The following is a 15949-nucleotide window of genomic DNA, read 5'->3' as shown; positions in this document are numbered from 1 at the left end:
TAATATAAAGAAAGCTTCAATGAATTGGGGTTTTTTCCGAAAAGGACTTCATGGCATTACCTGTACCCAAAGATGACAACGCCGTTGTTGAAACGAAAAAACAAGATGAATCTGCGTTTTTTGACGTGGGTGTGGATAAAGCCGACTTCGGAAGACCGGATTCGATTCGCTACAATATTCTAACTTGGGTGTTGGATGAGCGCTATGACCGGGCGATTGAGGAACTTAAAGACTTCCTTGAAAAGCCGTCTGAGTATCCTAACTTTAAATCTAAAGTAACTCGTTACATTCATCATTCGGTAGACTTGATTTACGCCATCAAGGCTAAAAGAAGCTTCCCGGGGATCAATTCTTTAACGCGCGCCAAACAACAAGAGTTGCGCGAAAAATTCAAAGAGCACTTTAGAGAGCTTCAATATGTTCTTAAAATAGTTGAGAAAATCCAAGGAGACTTGCGCGTTCAAGACGTGCGTTCCACTATCTATGTGGTGAAAGCCATGTGGTTTGCTGTGTTGGGAATCATTATTTTGGCCTTCTGGATGGACATCGTCCACGGCCTGGCAAAGACAAGTTTCTTGGTCTTTGATGATGGATTCGGCAAACTTGCAGACTGGCTCGCCGAATCCATAGGTTTTTAAACTATTACTTTAAGCTTCTATAAGCGGCTTCCAAAATAGGAATCAATTGCCCGCCACTCAAAAGTTTACCGTTAGCGAAAACAGTCGGAGTTCCTTGAATCTGAGCTGTTTCACCTTCTTTAGCCATTTTGCGGATCAGTTCTGCTGTGGCTGGATCCTTCACGCAGGTTTTTAACTCCTCAAGTGCAAGACCCGTGGCTTTAGAAACGTCTTCAAGGTTTTTATCTAAGTTGCCTGCGCGGATGATTTCTTCTTGTTTGTCGAAGAAGTAATCGTGCGCCGCCCAACCTTTTTGACCCATTTTTTCTGCACACATAACTGCGGATGCCAGTCCGCATGAGATGCCATCGCCGCCGCCACGGATAGCCTCGTTGCAAGTTCCATCAAGTGGGAAAGGTTTAAAGACCAATTTTACATCCGGATGGCTGTTTGTGAAAGCATGAAGGGTTGGTGCAGCGTGCTTACAGTGTGGGCAACGGAAATCTGCGAACTCCACAATTGTCATGACCGGTTCAGAAGACCCTTTTTGCAAAGTTAAACCAGCAGATAGATCAAAGGTTTGTTGGGGAGCCGCGGCCCAATAAGCCACTTTTTCTTTGGCCATTTTTTCAATGTCCGAAAGACCATGGCTTTCAAGATACATAATGTTTCCAAGAAAAGCGAAAGCGGGGATAGCAAGTAAGAATCCACCCACCCATTTTTCTGTCGTGAAGATGTCTTTAACGTCTTCGACAAGATTCGCGACAGAAAGGTCTTCAGCGCCCAACCAGATGCCGATAAATCCGATGATAGAAAGAACATAAGCGCTAATGCAGAAGATGCACAAGTTGCTCATAAAGGATAACGAAATGGCTGCCATAACCAAGGTGCCGAGGATCGTAATTCCGGAGAACAAGAAAGCGTAGCGAGACGTCTTGCCTTGATCTTGAACCATGTTGAAGCGGGTCACCGCCAAAAAGTAAAGAAGTACCAGGTTGGTGACGACTCCCCAAAGGGCCACCGGAACTCCGAAAAGAGCCGAGTATTTACTCGCCGTTACAGCATCACAATTAAGGACTTCGTTGATATTACATGCGGAACCGCCCTCAGCTGTTCCATATTTCAACCCATAGTAGTGAAGAGTCAGGTAAAGATGCACGCCGATGGCGATCAAAGTGGCAATCAGGGCAAGATTCAAAAACTTCTTTTTGCTAGATGCTGTATTTTTCATGCTCCCATTGAATCGTAGATTCGTGTTTGAAATCAATCAAAATTATGTAAAAATCGGAAGCACGCTATCAAGGAAGACAGCATTGAACGACTTACAGAAGTGGATTCGCATCCGCAAAGAGCTTTATCTCCAAATGCAACGTCAGGTTCGCCACAGACTGGGCGAGGACACGCCTGAGTTAATGCGCTACCATAAGACTTATAATAAAGAGTTTCTCAAAAAATGGACAGCGTCTAATAAAGAAGCACTCTGGGAGCAGGTGTCGCAATCTCAAGTCGTGATGATAGGTGATTTTCACGCACTTCATCAATCACAGAAAGCTCAATTGCGAATACTGCGCAGCCTGCCTAAGGGGCGCAAAGTTGTTTTAGCGGTGGAGTTTTTCGAAGCTGCAGATCAAGAAAAAATCGACAAATACCTTTCGGGTAAACTTTCGGAAAAAGAATTTTTAAAAGCCGTGCAGTGGCAGTCGAAATGGGGATTTCCTTGGGAGCACTATCGTCCTTTAATGCGCTGGGCTCAGAAACATAAGATTTCTGTTCGCGGATTGAATAAGAGCTATAAAAAAAGAACAGCCATCACTCTGAAATCCCGGGATGTCTTTGCTGGTAAAAAGATTGCAGAGCTCGTCAGTGAGTTTCCCGATCATTTGGTTTTCGTTATCTACGGGGATTTGCATTTGGCTGCACCCCATATTCCGGAAGAAACCACAAAAATTCTGGGGAAACCTTTCGCTAAAAAGATTCTGCGTATCTTTCAGAATTCCGAATCCATCTATTTTCAGTTACTGAATAAAGAACTTGAGGCTTCGACAGACTTAGTGCGACTTTCGCAAAATATTTTTTGCCTGATGAGTGTGCCACCTTGGGTGAAGTGGCAAAATTATCTCATGTACCTTGAGCAAACTTACGATTTGGGTTTGCAGTATGAAGACGAAGATGATGACGACGATGATGAGCAATTAGATTATACCGATCATGTCGGTCGCTATGTAAAAATCATTGCCGAAGAACTGGGGCTAAATGTTTCAGTGGATGCGTTGTCAGTGTACACGGCGCGAGACAGTTCATTTTGGGTACAGGCCCGCGAATCCTATGATGTAAAAACCTTGCGCTGGATTGAATCCATGATTGCTGAAGGAATGTCTTTTTATCTTCCAGAGATCAAGGCCGCTTATCTGGCACGTGCGACTGTGAATCATGCGGCTTCGTTAGCCATGCGCTACGTTCACGCGCAAAGCAGTTCAATGACGAAGTTGCCGACGGATGTGCCGTCTGATTTTCTGAGTCTGATTTGGCTTGAAGGCACGGCTTATTTTGGGTCTAAAATTATCAACCATAAAAGAAAAACAGATACGATTGCGGACATTAAAGCAAGCTTAGCATCGCGGGGACCTTCTGAGTTGGGTAAAGAGGCTTTGCAGTTGGCGCTAGCGCAAAAAATGCATGAGTTGATGGTTATCACTGGAGTTCCCGGGCATCGCTTGCAAGCCAAGCCACGAAAGAAGTGGAGCTACATGATTGCGGCGCAACTACTGGGTGGTATGTTGGGTGAAAGACTTTATAATGGCTATCGTAAGAAGATGGTTTCAACAACAACACTGCGACATTTTTTAGCGAAACCTGTTGATAGCAAACATTTTCAAGTGGCCTACTATGATATGCTAGAAGTGATTGAAAGTTTGCCGACTTTGTTTCACAGCAAGAAGGAAAAGTTATGAAAAGCAACTCGTGGTTTTACAACAAAGATTTAAAGCCTCAAGGTCCTTTGTCGCTCCAAGAAATGCGTTCTTTGATTCATCGTGGGGACGTGGGTCCTTATGATCTGATTTGTAACGACAGTTTAGGTGAATGGAAAGCGGCCTGCGAGTTTGCGGAATTTGAGCGATACCTTTTTCCTGCTGGGCAAACTTTTATGCCAGGGCAAGACATTGTTGAAGATGAAAAAGAGTGGGTGCTTTTAAGTCCTTCTGAATCAGGAAAGTCTTTGGTGCAGCAAGGACCTTATTCTGTGCGCGAATTGCGCGAAATGCTTACAACCCAGAAAGTAGTTGGGGAGCAATATATTTGGAAGTCGGGCTTGAGTGGCTGGTGCAGGCTTCAAGACCGACCTGAATTCGCCGGATTAATTTAAAGCGTCTTTAAGATCTTTTCCGGGTTTAAATCGGGGAACATAGGCGCTGGGGATTTTAACTGTTTCACCCGTTTTAGGATTTCTTCCTTGGCGAGGTTTGCGAGCACTGCGAGAGAAAGTGCCAAATCCCACGAGTTTTACTTCATCGCCTTTTTTGAGCGCTTCTTGAATCACTTTCAGAGTGGCGTCGAGAATCTGTTCGGATTGACTTTTTGTCGACTTGGTTTTTTCAGCAACAAGTTCGACCAATTGTGCTTTATTCATGTAACGCGGTTCCTTAATCGAAGGATTCAAACTAGTTTTGGCTCGAAAAATCGTCAAGGGAAATGCGTTGAATAAGAGTCGGGTCTAGATGTGACGCGGAAAATTTCTGAATGTTAAGGATCAGCTTTCCAATTTCTAGTGACATCTAATATTGTTAGACAAATATCCAGGAGAAGACTCATGAGCCTCTTTGTCGCGTTACTGGTGCCTTTTGTGGGATTCACTCAAATTGTTTCCACGGCAAATCTGTATGATTTGAAATCCGAACAAACGAAAAAACTCTACACTTTGGAAGTTCAGTTTTCAGAAGCTGGAGGACGGGTTCATAGTGAAGCTGTTTATAAAGATCTGAATGGTAAAACGGTGGTCAAAGAAAAAGGCGTGACTCAAGAAGCTCAAGTGAAAAGCTATGAAATTGAGCGTCCGCAAACTTCGGAAAAGGGAAAGTTCACCGTGGAGGGTGAGAAGATTCATTTCGAATACACCGGGGCTAACGGTAAAAAGAAAACATCGGATGAAAAGTTAAAAGGTCTTTTGCTTTCCACCGCGAACTTCAACGCGGTGGTTATGGAAAACTGGGAAAAGCTTTCGTCTGGGAAAGAGCTTGAGGTGCGCTTTGCGGTCTGGGACCGACTGGAAACGGTGGGATTCACCTTAAAGAAAATGAGCGATCTCGATAAGGGAACTGACAAATGGATGGAGCTTCGAATGAAGCCGACAAGTTTTGTGATCGCCGCCCTGGTGGATCCGGTTTATCTTTGGTATTCCCATGACTCTAAAAAGCTTATGGTTATGAAAGGGCGAGTGGCTCCGAAGATCGAGGTAGGTGGAAGCTTTAAAGACCTCGACGCTGAAGTGGTCTACACCTACGACCAGAAGGCAGTCTCAAAATAATACGAGGCCTTTCAGTCTCAATTTTTATCGGTTTTTGCCGATAAGTGAGACATGAAGAATCAAAACGCTTTTTTCATAGTTTTTTGTTTGTCACTGACGGTCGGCATTCTAGGTGCCTATGCCTCTTTTGTGGGGTATTTCAATGGTCATGAACAGTATGAATTAAAGCTCGCACATCTGCAAAAACAGGTGGAAAAAGAGAAGTTTAACAACTCTCTTTTAAGCTATCAGCTGAAGGACTTTCAGCAAACTGTCGCGCAGGTTCTTCCCGAGGATAAAAAACTTCAAGCAAAGTATGAACTGCAGAATCTTTCCTCTGTCGTGAGATCGCCAGCTAGTGAAGACTCCTTGGATCTATCAGGCGTTTTCTTTGAAAAGGGAAAGAAGTACTTTAACAATCAAGACTATGACAAGGCGATTGGGGAGTTTAATAAGCTTCTTGATAAATATCCGCTTTCTCAGCACGTGGTCGAGTCACACTTTTTTATCGCTGAAAGCTATTTCCTTAAAAAGGACTTCCGCAACAGTCTTACGCAAATTGACTCGATGGTGACTTTGTTTCCACAGCATGAGCTGACGGGCTTTATTCTTTTAAGAATGGGTCAAATCAGTGAGTTCAACAATCAAACTGAAGAAGCTTCTGAAATCTACAAGACCGTTTTTAAGAACTTCAAAAATGACGATCTCAAAAAACAGGCTCGTAAGCTAGCTCAGAGTGTAGAATACAAATGAAGAAGTTCTTCCGTGTCCTCATTTTCATCATGGCTTTTCAAATGGAAGTGCGAGTTCGTGCTTCCGGGGATGTTCTTCAACAACCTTCAGAATGTTTAAAGTCCAAAGAAACTTGCGCCTTGCAGGTGACGGGGAAGGCTTTGCACTATTCAAGTGAAAGCTTAAAGATTCACGCTAAAGATGGTTCAACATTGGTTCGTCTGGCTCCGGATCAGTGGCGTTTTGTCAACGGTGCAGTATGGATGGAAAAATCTAAAAACGTAGAGCTAGAAACTCTTTATGGGACTTTGAAAGCTACACAGGGTCAGTACTTCGTTGTGGATCAGGGAAACAAGGTGCTTGTTCGTAATATGGATGCAACTCTGACCGTGATTCTTCGTGATGGTAAGACCTTGAGTTTGCCAGAGGGATTTGAGTTCTGGATTTCCGGCGTGAATTCTAAAGGCCAAACTGATTACGGAATGATTCAGCCTGTAGACATGAAATCGCATCTTCCACTTTGGAATTTGATGTATGAAGGATCTAAGAAAGACTTCATCGCCATGGTTTCGCATTTGCGCGAGAACTGGGGTGATTTGACTGAAAAAAGCGCTCTGATTTACAAAAACGTTGTTGAGCGTGAGATCGCCTCTGAGAAGCAAAAAGAGCGCGCCGAGCAGGTTCGTAAGGCCCGCATCGAGGCGGAGCGCCAGGAAATGAAGCGTCTGTACCATCAAAGGGTCTTTGAGCGCTAGACTCCGGTCCTGTTTTTAAAATACGACACTGTTGAATAGAAGTTTCTTCCAAAGACTAATGTTAATCTGTGGTCTGGGAGGATAAGGATGTCTTCTATTTCATCTTCGGATCGCGCACGTCAGGATGACAAGATTCGCCAAACTCGTGAAGAGTATGAAAACCGTGAATCAGAAAATGCTAAACGCCGTAACGCTGAAATCAAGCGTTTAGAGCAACGTCATCACGAAGAAATTCGTAATATCACTGATAATTATGAAGGTCGGATTGCGGAGCTCAAAGAGCGCAATCGTGAAACTTTAAGTGACAGAGATTTTGAAAACAATCGCAAGATTGACGAGGTACGCCAGACGTATCGCGAATCTTTGCGCAATAAGATGGAAGATGCTTACAACTCGCGTGAAGAGCAGAAGGCGGCTTACGAGGGCACTCTGCGTAAGCAAAAAGAAATCACGGAATCCCAAAAAGAAAACCTTGTTGGACAGTTGAATAATGAAGTGGCGCAAAGAGATGAACGCTTTGCTCAGATGTCTGAAGAAAATCGTCTGAAGGCCCAGCAAACTGTGCACAATAATGCCCGTAAATTAAATGCCGCTCATGAAAAAGAAAAAGACGCTATGCAAGCGGGTTACAACGAGTCTTTGCGCTCACAGCATAGAAATGCCAATGAGATGCGTAAGTCTTACGAATCCCGTCTTCGTCAAAGCGAACGCCAAAGAGAAGCTGACAACTCTCGTTGGTCGCAGAAATATTCAGACACTGTAGCTAACAAAAATGCGGAGTATGCTGATAATCTCGAGATGAAACAAATGATCCTAGATGGAGAGCGTGAGGCCATCCGTGGTAAATACGAAAACGCCTTGGCTAAAAAAACGGATGTGATGGATGATCAAAATCAATCCTTCCGCGATTCTGTGAATGAGCGGGTGAACTCGCAAGTTCGTTCTCGTGACAGCCAAATTCAGCGTCTGAATAGTAAATTGAATAACGAGATGTCCAAAAACGAAAGGCTGCGTGGTTTAGAGCGTCGCAACCTTACGGAAGCCTATGAAAAGCGTTTTGATCTTGTGGATCAGCAAAGACAAGATGCTGTTGATCAAATGAAAGATCTGAATGATGAAAGAATAGGCAAGGTTTTGAACGAAAACCGTAAGCTATTAAGAAACGCAGATCGCGAAAATAAATCTCAGTCGACCATGGCAAATGCTCGTCACCGCGAAGAGCGTGAAAACATGATCCAACAGCATAAGGATCAGGTGACGCAAATTTCTAATAATGCGGAAGGCCGCGTTAAAAAGGTTCTGGATCTGACGAATAAGCGTTCGGAAGACATGGAACGCTACTATACGGATTCCTTGGATGTCGTAAAATCGAATTATCTGGATCGTATGGATTCGTACCGCGAAAAGACGGTGAGTGACCAGACCGCGACCAATAAGGTTATGACTGAGCGCTTTAGAAATATGGAAGCCGGTTTTAACGCGAAGCTTGAGCAGACTATCAAAAATTATGAGGACAAATTATCTCAATTGAAGGATAGCAACGACCGGGAAATCAAACGCCTAGAAAATCTTTATTCTACTCGTTCTGGCGAGCGTGAAAAAGCCGTAAAGATGGAAAAAGAATCCTTGTCGATGAAGTATGAGGCGAAGCTAGCTCAACTCAACGAGTCTCATCAGGATCAATTAGATAGAATGAATAGACGCCATCAGGAGGATATGCAAAACTTATCTGTGAAGATGAGTTCATATAGCAGGAAGGCGTAGAAAAATGTTAGCAGATCGTCGCGCAAAAATTGTGGCCACTATTGGGCCCGCTACTCGTGATGAAAAGAACTTAGAAAAAGCAATTAAGGCGGGCATGAACGTGGCTCGCCTTAATTTTTCCCACGGCAGTCATGAAGATCACTTGAAGGTGATTTATTCACTGCGAAAACTATCCCAAGAATTAAGAGCCCCCGTAGCTATCTTGCAGGATCTTCAAGGTCCTAAGATCCGTGTGGGTAAATTTGAAAAAGGCTCTATCGAGATCAAACCGGGTGAACAGCTTATCATCACAACGGATGCTGTGTTGGGAACGACAGGCCTTATTCCTTCTGACTTTAAAGAGCTTCCGCTGGCGTGCTCTCCAGGGACGCGCATTCTTCTTGATGACGGTTTGATGGAACTAAAAGTTCTGAAGGTGCGTGGTAACGAAGTTGATGCGGAAGTGGTTTACGGTGGCATTTTGAAAGACCGTAAAGGAATGAATCTTCCAGGTGTTAATTTGCCGGTGGAGTGCATGACGCCGAAGGATCTTGAAGATCTTGAGTTCGGTATTGCCAATAAAGTTGATTACATCGCATTGAGTTTTGTTCGTCATGCACGTGATATTCGTAAACTCCGTGAAATCATTGAATCTAAAAAATCCAATGCCAAGATCGTAGCAAAAATTGAAATGGTAGAAGCTTTGGAAAACCTCGAAGAGATCTGCCGTTTAAGTGATGTCGTGATGGTCGCGCGTGGGGACTTGGCTGTGGAAGTGGGGCAAAGCCGTCTTCCGGGTTTCCAAAAACGCATCATTCAAGTCTGCAACCAATTGGGTAAGCCCGTTATCACGGCGACTCAGATGCTAGATAGCATGGTTGAAAATCCTCGTCCCACAAGAGCGGAAATCACGGACGTTGCAAACGCTGTTTTAGATGGTTCTGATGCTTTGATGCTTTCGGCAGAATCTGCCAGCGGTAAGTATCCGTTTAAGTGTATTCGCACTATGCATGAGATTATCACGGAAGTGGAGCGCAACGAGGAAGAGTACTACAAGCTTTCGCTTGAAAGTGAATTCCTTAGTACACCAGCTTCTATCGCAGCCAGTGCTTCTTTGAGTGCTTTAAAACTGAATGCGACGGCCATTGTCTGCTTAACAACGTCAGGCAAAACCGCAAACATCATCTCAGGATTCCGTCCTAAAGCGCGCGTGATTTCAGTCACTCAGCACATGGAAGTTTTAAATTCGATGGAGCTGATGTGGGGGATTCAAACTCACGTGATTAAGCCTTATAAAACGATGGAAGACATCTTAAGTCAGATCGATCAGTTGATGGTCACTCATGGCTTAGCAAAGACCGGCGACCGCGTGATCCTGACATTGGGACAACCCATCGCTCAAGGCGCAAAAACCAATTCGATATACGTTCACACGGTGAATGGGGAGCAGTACTCAAAACTCCCAGATGATCAATTGCCATTGCGCTGCCAAGCCGATCCCAACATCGATTAAAGGTACCAGGTTCTTTTTTCAAATGCAGAAATAAAAAAAGCCCAAGGTTATCTTGGGCTTTTTTATTTTATACATGGTTCCTTTTCGAAATGAAGGGAAGCAGCACCTTAGCGGAGTTTTTTCTTGAGGTTGTTTACGATGGACCAGTTGCGGGCCATGGGTTCCACGTAAGGAAGTTCGACCATGATGTAGACTCCTTTTTCGTCCATGATTTTTTCGGTGAGATATTTTTTCTCAATCAAAGAATTTACGTCGTCGGGGCGAATGAGGTTTCCGAGTTCTTTCATGGATTCATTTTGGACTTCGTTCAAGTCGACTTTGTAGAGACCTTTATGATTGGGCTCTACTTTGCGTGCGAAGTGCAAGATGCCATTAAGAACGTTCACTTCTTGATCTGTCATTGCGGGTAAGCGGTCTTTTTCTTGTTTGAAAAGCCATTCGTTATACCAATCAACGAACGAGAATAATTCCTGAGGTTTTAGATTTGTAATTTTTTGTGAACCATCACCACGGTCTTCCTGTTTCAGATAGCCAAGATCCGTCAGCGCGTTCACAACACTTTGCATTTTGTTTGTGGCTTCTTGAAAGATTTGAATCGTGTAGTTGCGAATAAGAACAGACGAAAAAGCCAATGTTCCTGGCGATTCTTCTTTTCCGTATTTATTTCCCACAAGATTTAAAATTGAAATGTACTTATTCACGATGTGCGGAGGAAAACGCTCTTCATCGGGATTTGAGTTTTCAAGAATTTTGATTTTCTTGTTTGCTTCGCGCATGTTCTCATTCAGAGTTTTCATGATCGCGCGCACCCACACGGGCAATTGCTCCATTTGTTTCGTTAAAGAGTCATAGGGAAGTGCAATGACTTCAGATTCTTTTGTGGCTTTGACATTGGCACTGCGAGGTTTGTTGTCGAAAAGAGCCATCTCTCCCACCATGGCGCCAGGAGCGATTTCGGCTAAAACAATCTCGGTATTCCCTTTTGTTTTTGTCACGGCGAATCCGCCGGATTTCACAATGTACATCGCATCAGGGGCATCACCTTCACGGAATAGATAAGTATCTTTAGCCACCTTTTTCTGCTCTGCCACGAAAGACCTCTTTTTTTACTGGATTGTGGAGTCTTATTATCACTGGAAAAAACAGGACGGGCAAACGGTGGCTGGACCTTCGATGGAGAGTGTTTTTCTTTGATACAAAAAGACCCCAAGAGGTCTTGGGGTCTAATTAGATTCGGTAACAAATTACAAAGTACTTTTAGAATGTCATAGGTTTGCAATCGGGGGCGATGGTCATCTTCCCCTCCGTCGCCGCCAGAACTTTCTCTGGAGATAAATCCGGAGCATATTCCTTTAACACAAAACCTTGAGGTGTGACTTCGATCACGCCGAAATCACTCACGATTTTTTTAATACACTTTACGCCCGTTAAAGGCAGAGTGCACTTTGTGCGAAGTTTTGAATTTCCTTCTTTGTCTGTGTGCTGCATAGCTACGATCACGTTACGAGCGCCCGCGACTAGATCCATCGCTCCGCCCATGCCTTTGACCATTTTTCCTGGAACCATCCAGTTGGCAATGCTGCCTTCTTCATCGACTTCCATGGCGCCAAGAACTGTTAAGTCCACGTGGCCCCCACGAATCATCGCAAAGCTGTCAGCGCTTGAAAAGAAACTAGCACCCGGAAGTGCTGTCACCGTTTGCTTACCAGCGTTGATCAAATCGGGATCGATGTCTTTTTCGAAAGGGAAAGGTCCCATTCCTAAAAGGCCGTTTTCGCTTTGTAACATAACGAATTTGTTTGAAGGGATGTAGTTTGCAACCAAAGTAGGAATGCCGATTCCTAAATTCACGCAATAGCCATCTTCCACTTCTTGAGCAATACGTTGAGCGATTTGTTCACGAGTTAATGGCATGGCTTACCCCTTTCTCACAGTTTTTTGTTCGATGCGTTTTTCGTAGTTAGCACCTTTGAAGATGCGCTGTACGTAAACACCCGGCGTGTGAATTTGATCGGGATCTAATTCGCCCACTTCAACCAACTCTTCAACTTCAGCAACTGTGATCTTACCGGCTGTTGCCGCCATAGGATTGAAGTTGCGTGCGGTTTTACGGAAAACCAAGTTTCCGAATTTATCGCCCTTCCAAGCTTTAACGAAAGCAAAGTCACCTTTGATTCCGCGCTCAAGGACATAGGCTCGACCGTCGAAATTTTTAATTTCTTTTCCTTCAGCCACTAAAGTTCCCACTCCTGTCGGAGTGTAGAATCCAGCGATACCCGCGCCACCCGCACGAATTCTTTCAGCCAAAGTTCCCTGAGGGCAGAATTCAAGTTCCAGTTCGCCACTCATATAGAGTTTTTCAAACAACGCGTTTTCACCCACATAAGATGAAATCATTTTTTTGATTTGGCGATTTTGCAAAAGCTGACCTAAGCCGAAGTCGTCAACACCGGCGTTATTAGAAACGCAAGTAAGACCTTTGACTCCCATATCACGAAGGGCCGCGATGCAATTTTCAGGGATTCCGCAAAGGCCGAATCCCCCAAGAACTAAAGTCATATTGTCTTTAACGTCAAAGAGCGCGCTCTTTGCATCAGTAAAAACTTTTTTGCTCATAGCGGACTACGCTTTTTCTACGATCAAAGCAACGGCTTCACCGCCACCGATACAAAGAGTTGCTAGACCATAACGTTTGTTATGAGTGTGAAGACCGTGAACCAGTGTCGCAAGAATGCGTGCACCGGAAGCACCAATCGGGTGACCGATAGCCACCGCACCACCGTGCACGTTTACTTTTTCAGCAGGGATTTCTAGTTCTTTCATCGCCACTTGAGTTACGACCGCGAAAGCTTCGTTGATCTCCCACATGTCGATGTCGCCCACATTCAAGTTCGCTTTAGCCAAAGCTTTTTTGATCGCGCCAACAGGAGCTGTTGTAAAGTATTTTGGTTCATGAGCGAATGTGCCGTGAGCTACGATTTTTGCAATCGGTTTCAAACCACGTTTTTTAGCCTCGCTTTCAGACATCAAGACGTGAGCCGCAGCTCCATCGTTGATTTTAGAAGCATTGGCTGCCGTGATAGTTCCGGTTTTGTCGAAAGCAGGTTTCAAACCTGGGATTTTGTCGAAGTTCGTGTTGAACGGCTCTTCGTCTTTATCCACAGTGACAGGACCTTTTTTGCCTTCGATCGTCACAGGAACGATTTCGTTTTTGAAAAGATTTTTGTTCCAAGCGTCTTGCGCTTTTTTGTAAGAATCAATCGCGAAAGCATCTTGTTGTTCACGAGTGAAGTTATGCTCTTTCACGCAAATCTCTGCGGCACTTCCCATGTGGAAGTTGTTGTACGGATCCCAAAGACCGTCTTTGATCATAGAGTCTGTCATTTGTGTTGGACCCATGCGGTAACCAGAGCGAGAATTTTCTAGCAAGTGCGGAGCCAATGTCATGTTTTCTTGACCGCCAGCTACGGCAATTTTTGTGTTACCAAGAGCAATAGAATCTGCCGCTAACATCACAGCTTTAAGGCCAGAGCCGCACACTTTATTGATTGTCATACAAGGTGTTGTGTTTTTCAAACCGGCGAAGATCGCGGCTTGACGAGCCGGAGCTTGTCCTACGCCTGCAGTCAAAACCTCACCCATGATGCACTCATCAATTTCGTCAGCGGAAACACCCGCGCGAGTGATCGCTTCTTTAATTGCAATCGCACCGAGCTTTGGTGCAGGAAGAGAAGAGAAACCTCCTTGAAACGAAGCCACAGGAGTTCTTACGCTGCTCACAATTACGACATTTTCCATTTTTCACCTCAATTAGTTGTCAATGCCCCGATACTTTTTTATATTTTAAAGGCAGAGTCAATTTCCCAGGGAGTCAACGCATGTCAGCGATCAGTATCATTCTCGCGCATCTTCTTTTTCAGCCGGTTATGGCTGCAACATTTGAAGTTCCCGTCGCCGACGGCGATCGTCTGGTCCTCAAAGGATTAGAAGCCCAGGTGCAAGTTGTGGGACAGGGTGGTAATTCCTTGAAAGTATCTGGCGTGGATGAGGCCAGCACCGAGGGCGTATTCGTTGTTACGAAGAAGAATAATATCATCGAAGTAAAAATGAATGAATACGCGGGCAAAAAGAACTGGTTGAACATCTTGCCTAAGTCCGGCACGCAAATGAGAAAAATTGAGATTTGGGGAGCCGCAGTTCCGACGGAAATTCACTTGCGCGGCGGATCGGTCGTCGCTCAGAAATGGAATAAAGATTTGAAGGTGAGTGTCGCTCAGGGCCGCGTCAGTTCTTTAAACGGCTCAGGTTCGTTGAATATTTATGTGCAAAAAGGTGATGTGAATGTCTCTGATCATACGGGGAAGGTGGATGCCGACTCGTACTCGGGCACCATGGCTCTTAAAAACATTCAGGGTGATGTGAGTGCGAGCCTATTCTCTGGTCAGCTTCAGATTGAAAAAGTGCGCGGCTTCCTCACTTTGGCGACGCAGCAATCCAATAGCAAAATCAATCAGGGAACGGGGACGATTCAGTTTGAAAACGGTCGTGGCGCATTGAACATACAAGGTTTTCAAGGTCGCATGGAAGGTCAGAACCAAGAGGGTTCTGTGAATGTGACAATGACGCTAGATTCAGAGTTGGATGTAAAAGCGAAGTCGGGCCGCGTGAATGTCCAAGTGCCGGCGTCTTCGGGAATGAGTTTAAATTTAATGACGGTCGAGGGCGAAATCGTCGTCCCTTCCGAGCTTAAAGTGACTAAATTGAGTGCAGAAAAATCCGTGCGTGGTCGTCTGCGGGGCGATGCGCAAAGAGGCAGCGTGTTTGTGCGCAGTCAAGATGGAACAATTTCAGTGAAATGAGTTGACGCTCCTCTTGAAATGCTTCACACATGAAAGATCATTTTTAAGCACTATCTAGGTAGAATTATGGCAAAAATCGTTAAAAAGAAGCCCGCAGCAAAACCTGCTGCAAAATCTGCTAAAAAAGCGCCTGCGAAAGCGGCCGCAAAACCTGCTCCTAAAAAGGCGGCACCTAAGGCTGTGGTAAAGAAAAAGGCTGATAAAGCTCCGGCAAAACCGGTAGCGAAAAAGCCTGAAGTAAAGAAAAAGCCCGAAGTGAAGGCAGCTCCGGCTAAGGCCGCTGCGAAACCTGCCAAGGAAAAGGAAGTCAAAGAGACGAAAGTCGCTGAGGCTAAGAAGCAAGATAAAAAGGCTGCCACTCCGCAACCTACTGCTGAAAAACCTGCGAAGAAGGATGCGAAAGCTCCTGCGGCTGCAAAAAAAGGTAAAGGCAAAAAGGATAAAGAGAAGGAAGAATCCGATCTTGATGACGACTTTATTGCTGATGACGATTTGATGGGCGATGAAATCGGCGAGTACGAAGAAGAACTGAAAGCCGTTGAAGAGTCTGACGAAGACGTCGAAGAAGAAGAAGAATGGTCGGGCGAAGAAAAGCCAAAAACAGACGAAGAGATCATTCTGACGGACGCCGAAGGCAATCGTTATTGCCGCGCGCGTGACTGCGATCAAATCGCTGCCGTAGATGCTTATTGCCGTTACCACTATCTTCTTTTCTGGAAGAAGATCCAAGTTCGTAAGAAAATCTTGGCTGATGGTAAATTGGAACGTTACGTGGAAGAATTGACTTCCCGTTATCCAGATAAATTCTTAGAAATGATCCGCCGTGATTTGCGCACGGAAAAAGACTTCTTGGCTGCTATTCAGGAGCTTGAGATTGATGAATCGGCTCAGGATAATGAGTTTGAAGAGGATACAAGTGCCTACATCGAAGAAGTTCGCGGCATGGGTGATAACGGAACTCCGGGCGTAGAAGACGACGAGTACTAGTTACCGCGAGCGGTGAAAAACGCCCATTCGACTGCGTTGGTCGGGCGGGCGTCTCCCTGCGGCGTACAGGCGTACGCCTCAGTCGCTTCCTTCCTCCCGCCTTGCGCATGGGCATTTTTGACCGCTCGCTCTTTCTGGGTGTCCACGGTCTTTCGCTTGCTCCTTCGGAGCTCGCTTCTTTAGGTCTCTCTCTAAGTTTAGCTTTTATAAAATTAGGTTTTCTTTTCTTGGGATTTTTAGTC

General features: G+C 44.9%; 16 protein-coding genes. 10 read left to right on the top strand and 6 right to left on the bottom strand.

Annotated features, from left to right (window positions below):
• Window positions 1–50: 50 nt before the first annotated feature.
• The gene (locus tag ACLWBD_RS09465; protein ID WP_063207040.1) at window positions 51–638 is read left to right on the top strand and encodes a hypothetical protein; all 588 of its coding nucleotides are present in this window, start codon (window positions 51–53) and stop codon (window positions 636–638) included.
• A 4-nt stretch (window positions 639–642) separates the two neighbouring features.
• Here the strand turns inward: ACLWBD_RS09465 and ACLWBD_RS09460 are convergent, their stop codons facing one another.
• Window positions 643–1848 (bottom strand): DsbA family protein, encoded by a 1206-nt coding sequence (locus ACLWBD_RS09460; RefSeq protein WP_413568018.1) that lies wholly within the window; start codon window positions 1846–1848, stop codon window positions 643–645.
• 82 nt (window positions 1849–1930) lie between these two features.
• On the opposite strand from ACLWBD_RS09460, the gene ACLWBD_RS09455 reads away from it, so the two are divergent.
• Together ACLWBD_RS09455 and ACLWBD_RS09450 are read left to right on the top strand one after the other, a co-directional pair.
• A complete protein-coding gene (locus ACLWBD_RS09455; RefSeq protein WP_413568017.1) occupies window positions 1931–3568 on the top strand; it encodes a ChaN family lipoprotein in 1638 nt (545 codons plus the stop codon).
• Entirely contained in the window at window positions 3565–3981 is a 417-nt protein-coding gene (locus tag ACLWBD_RS09450; RefSeq protein WP_413568016.1) for a DUF4339 domain-containing protein, read from the top strand. The genes ACLWBD_RS09455 and ACLWBD_RS09450 overlap by 4 nt, the downstream gene beginning before the upstream one ends.
• On the opposite strand, the gene ACLWBD_RS09445 is transcribed toward ACLWBD_RS09450, so the two are convergent.
• The gene (locus ACLWBD_RS09445; protein WP_301335618.1) at window positions 3973–4275 is read right to left on the bottom strand and encodes an HU family DNA-binding protein; all 303 of its coding nucleotides are present in this window, start codon (window positions 4273–4275) and stop codon (window positions 3973–3975) included. The two genes, ACLWBD_RS09450 and ACLWBD_RS09445, sit on opposite strands and share 9 nt — an antisense overlap.
• Before the next feature lie 150 nt (window positions 4276–4425).
• Between ACLWBD_RS09445 and ACLWBD_RS09440 the strand changes: the two genes are divergently transcribed.
• From ACLWBD_RS09440 to pyk, 5 genes are all read left to right on the top strand, one after another.
• Window positions 4426–5139 carry a hypothetical protein gene (locus ACLWBD_RS09440; protein WP_063207052.1) on the top strand — a complete coding sequence of 238 codons (714 nt, stop codon included), beginning with the start codon at window positions 4426–4428 and terminating at the stop codon, window positions 5137–5139.
• A 51-nt stretch (window positions 5140–5190) separates the two neighbouring features.
• Complete coding sequence (locus tag ACLWBD_RS09435) at window positions 5191–5871, top strand: tetratricopeptide repeat protein (RefSeq protein WP_063207055.1); 681 nt, start codon at window positions 5191–5193, stop codon at window positions 5869–5871.
• The gene (locus ACLWBD_RS09430) at window positions 5868–6605 is read left to right on the top strand and encodes a hypothetical protein (protein ID WP_413568015.1); all 738 of its coding nucleotides are present in this window, start codon (window positions 5868–5870) and stop codon (window positions 6603–6605) included. Before ACLWBD_RS09435 ends, ACLWBD_RS09430 begins: the two co-directional genes overlap by 4 nt.
• An 87-nt stretch (window positions 6606–6692) precedes the next feature.
• Window positions 6693–8369 carry a hypothetical protein gene (locus ACLWBD_RS09425; RefSeq protein WP_413568014.1) on the top strand — a complete coding sequence of 559 codons (1677 nt, stop codon included), beginning with the start codon at window positions 6693–6695 and terminating at the stop codon, window positions 8367–8369.
• A gap of 4 nt (window positions 8370–8373) precedes the next feature.
• Window positions 8374–9861 carry a pyruvate kinase gene (gene pyk, locus ACLWBD_RS09420; protein ID WP_413568013.1) on the top strand — a complete coding sequence of 496 codons (1488 nt, stop codon included), beginning with the start codon at window positions 8374–8376 and terminating at the stop codon, window positions 9859–9861.
• A 107-nt stretch (window positions 9862–9968) separates the two neighbouring features.
• Here the strand turns inward: pyk and ACLWBD_RS09415 are convergent, their stop codons facing one another.
• The 4 genes from ACLWBD_RS09415 to ACLWBD_RS09400 form a co-directional block, all read right to left on the bottom strand.
• Window positions 9969–10952 carry a Crp/Fnr family transcriptional regulator gene (locus ACLWBD_RS09415; RefSeq protein WP_063207067.1) on the bottom strand — a complete coding sequence of 328 codons (984 nt, stop codon included), beginning with the start codon at window positions 10950–10952 and terminating at the stop codon, window positions 9969–9971.
• 166 nt (window positions 10953–11118) lie between these two features.
• Window positions 11119–11775 (bottom strand): CoA transferase subunit B, encoded by a 657-nt coding sequence (locus tag ACLWBD_RS09410; protein ID WP_063207070.1) that lies wholly within the window; start codon window positions 11773–11775, stop codon window positions 11119–11121.
• Window positions 11776–11778: 3 nt separating this feature from the next.
• A complete protein-coding gene (locus ACLWBD_RS09405; RefSeq protein WP_063207073.1) occupies window positions 11779–12477 on the bottom strand; it encodes a CoA transferase subunit A in 699 nt (232 codons plus the stop codon).
• A gap of 6 nt (window positions 12478–12483) precedes the next feature.
• Window positions 12484–13659 carry a thiolase family protein gene (locus ACLWBD_RS09400; protein ID WP_413568012.1) on the bottom strand — a complete coding sequence of 392 codons (1176 nt, stop codon included), beginning with the start codon at window positions 13657–13659 and terminating at the stop codon, window positions 12484–12486.
• A gap of 80 nt (window positions 13660–13739) precedes the next feature.
• Here ACLWBD_RS09400 and ACLWBD_RS09395 point away from each other — a divergent pair, with 80 nt between their 5' ends.
• Window positions 13740–14720: a DUF4097 family beta strand repeat-containing protein gene (locus tag ACLWBD_RS09395; protein ID WP_413568011.1), complete on the top strand. Its 981-nt coding sequence runs from the start codon at window positions 13740–13742 to the stop codon at window positions 14718–14720.
• Window positions 14721–14786: 66 nt separating this feature from the next.
• A complete protein-coding gene (locus ACLWBD_RS09390; protein WP_063207079.1) occupies window positions 14787–15707 on the top strand; it encodes a hypothetical protein in 921 nt (306 codons plus the stop codon).
• Window positions 15708–15949: the final 242 nt, after the last annotated feature.

Origin of the sequence: Bdellovibrio sp. HCB117 (assembly GCF_047305915.1) — a bacterium.
GTDB lineage: Bacteria > Bdellovibrionota > Bdellovibrionia > Bdellovibrionales > Bdellovibrionaceae > Bdellovibrio > Bdellovibrio bacteriovorus_B.
This window is presented reverse-complemented; position numbering and strand designations above follow the sequence as displayed.

Bases quoted from the DNA above. Each gene is read 5' to 3' on its own strand.
- ACLWBD_RS09465 (WP_063207040.1), top strand. From the start codon at position 51: ATGGCATTACCTGTACCCAAAGATGACAACGCCGTTGTTGAAACGAAA.
- ACLWBD_RS09460 (WP_413568018.1), bottom strand. From the start codon at position 1,848: ATGAAAAATACAGCATCTAGCAAAAAGAAGTTTTTGAATCTTGCCCTG.
- ACLWBD_RS09450 (WP_413568016.1), top strand. From the start codon at position 3,565: ATGAAAAGCAACTCGTGGTTTTACAACAAAGATTTAAAGCCTCAAGGT.
- ACLWBD_RS09440 (WP_063207052.1), top strand. From the start codon at position 4,426: ATGAGCCTCTTTGTCGCGTTACTGGTGCCTTTTGTGGGATTCACTCAA.
- ACLWBD_RS09435 (WP_063207055.1), top strand. From the start codon at position 5,191: ATGAAGAATCAAAACGCTTTTTTCATAGTTTTTTGTTTGTCACTGACG.
- ACLWBD_RS09430 (WP_413568015.1), top strand. From the start codon at position 5,868: ATGAAGAAGTTCTTCCGTGTCCTCATTTTCATCATGGCTTTTCAAATG.
- ACLWBD_RS09425 (WP_413568014.1), top strand. From the start codon at position 6,693: ATGTCTTCTATTTCATCTTCGGATCGCGCACGTCAGGATGACAAGATT.
- pyk (WP_413568013.1), top strand. From the start codon at position 8,374: ATGTTAGCAGATCGTCGCGCAAAAATTGTGGCCACTATTGGGCCCGCT.
- ACLWBD_RS09410 (WP_063207070.1), bottom strand. From the start codon at position 11,775: ATGCCATTAACTCGTGAACAAATCGCTCAACGTATTGCTCAAGAAGTG.
- ACLWBD_RS09405 (WP_063207073.1), bottom strand. From the start codon at position 12,477: ATGAGCAAAAAAGTTTTTACTGATGCAAAGAGCGCGCTCTTTGACGTT.
- ACLWBD_RS09400 (WP_413568012.1), bottom strand. From the start codon at position 13,659: ATGGAAAATGTCGTAATTGTGAGCAGCGTAAGAACTCCTGTGGCTTCG.
- ACLWBD_RS09395 (WP_413568011.1), top strand. From the start codon at position 13,740: ATGTCAGCGATCAGTATCATTCTCGCGCATCTTCTTTTTCAGCCGGTT.
- ACLWBD_RS09390 (WP_063207079.1), top strand. From the start codon at position 14,787: ATGGCAAAAATCGTTAAAAAGAAGCCCGCAGCAAAACCTGCTGCAAAA.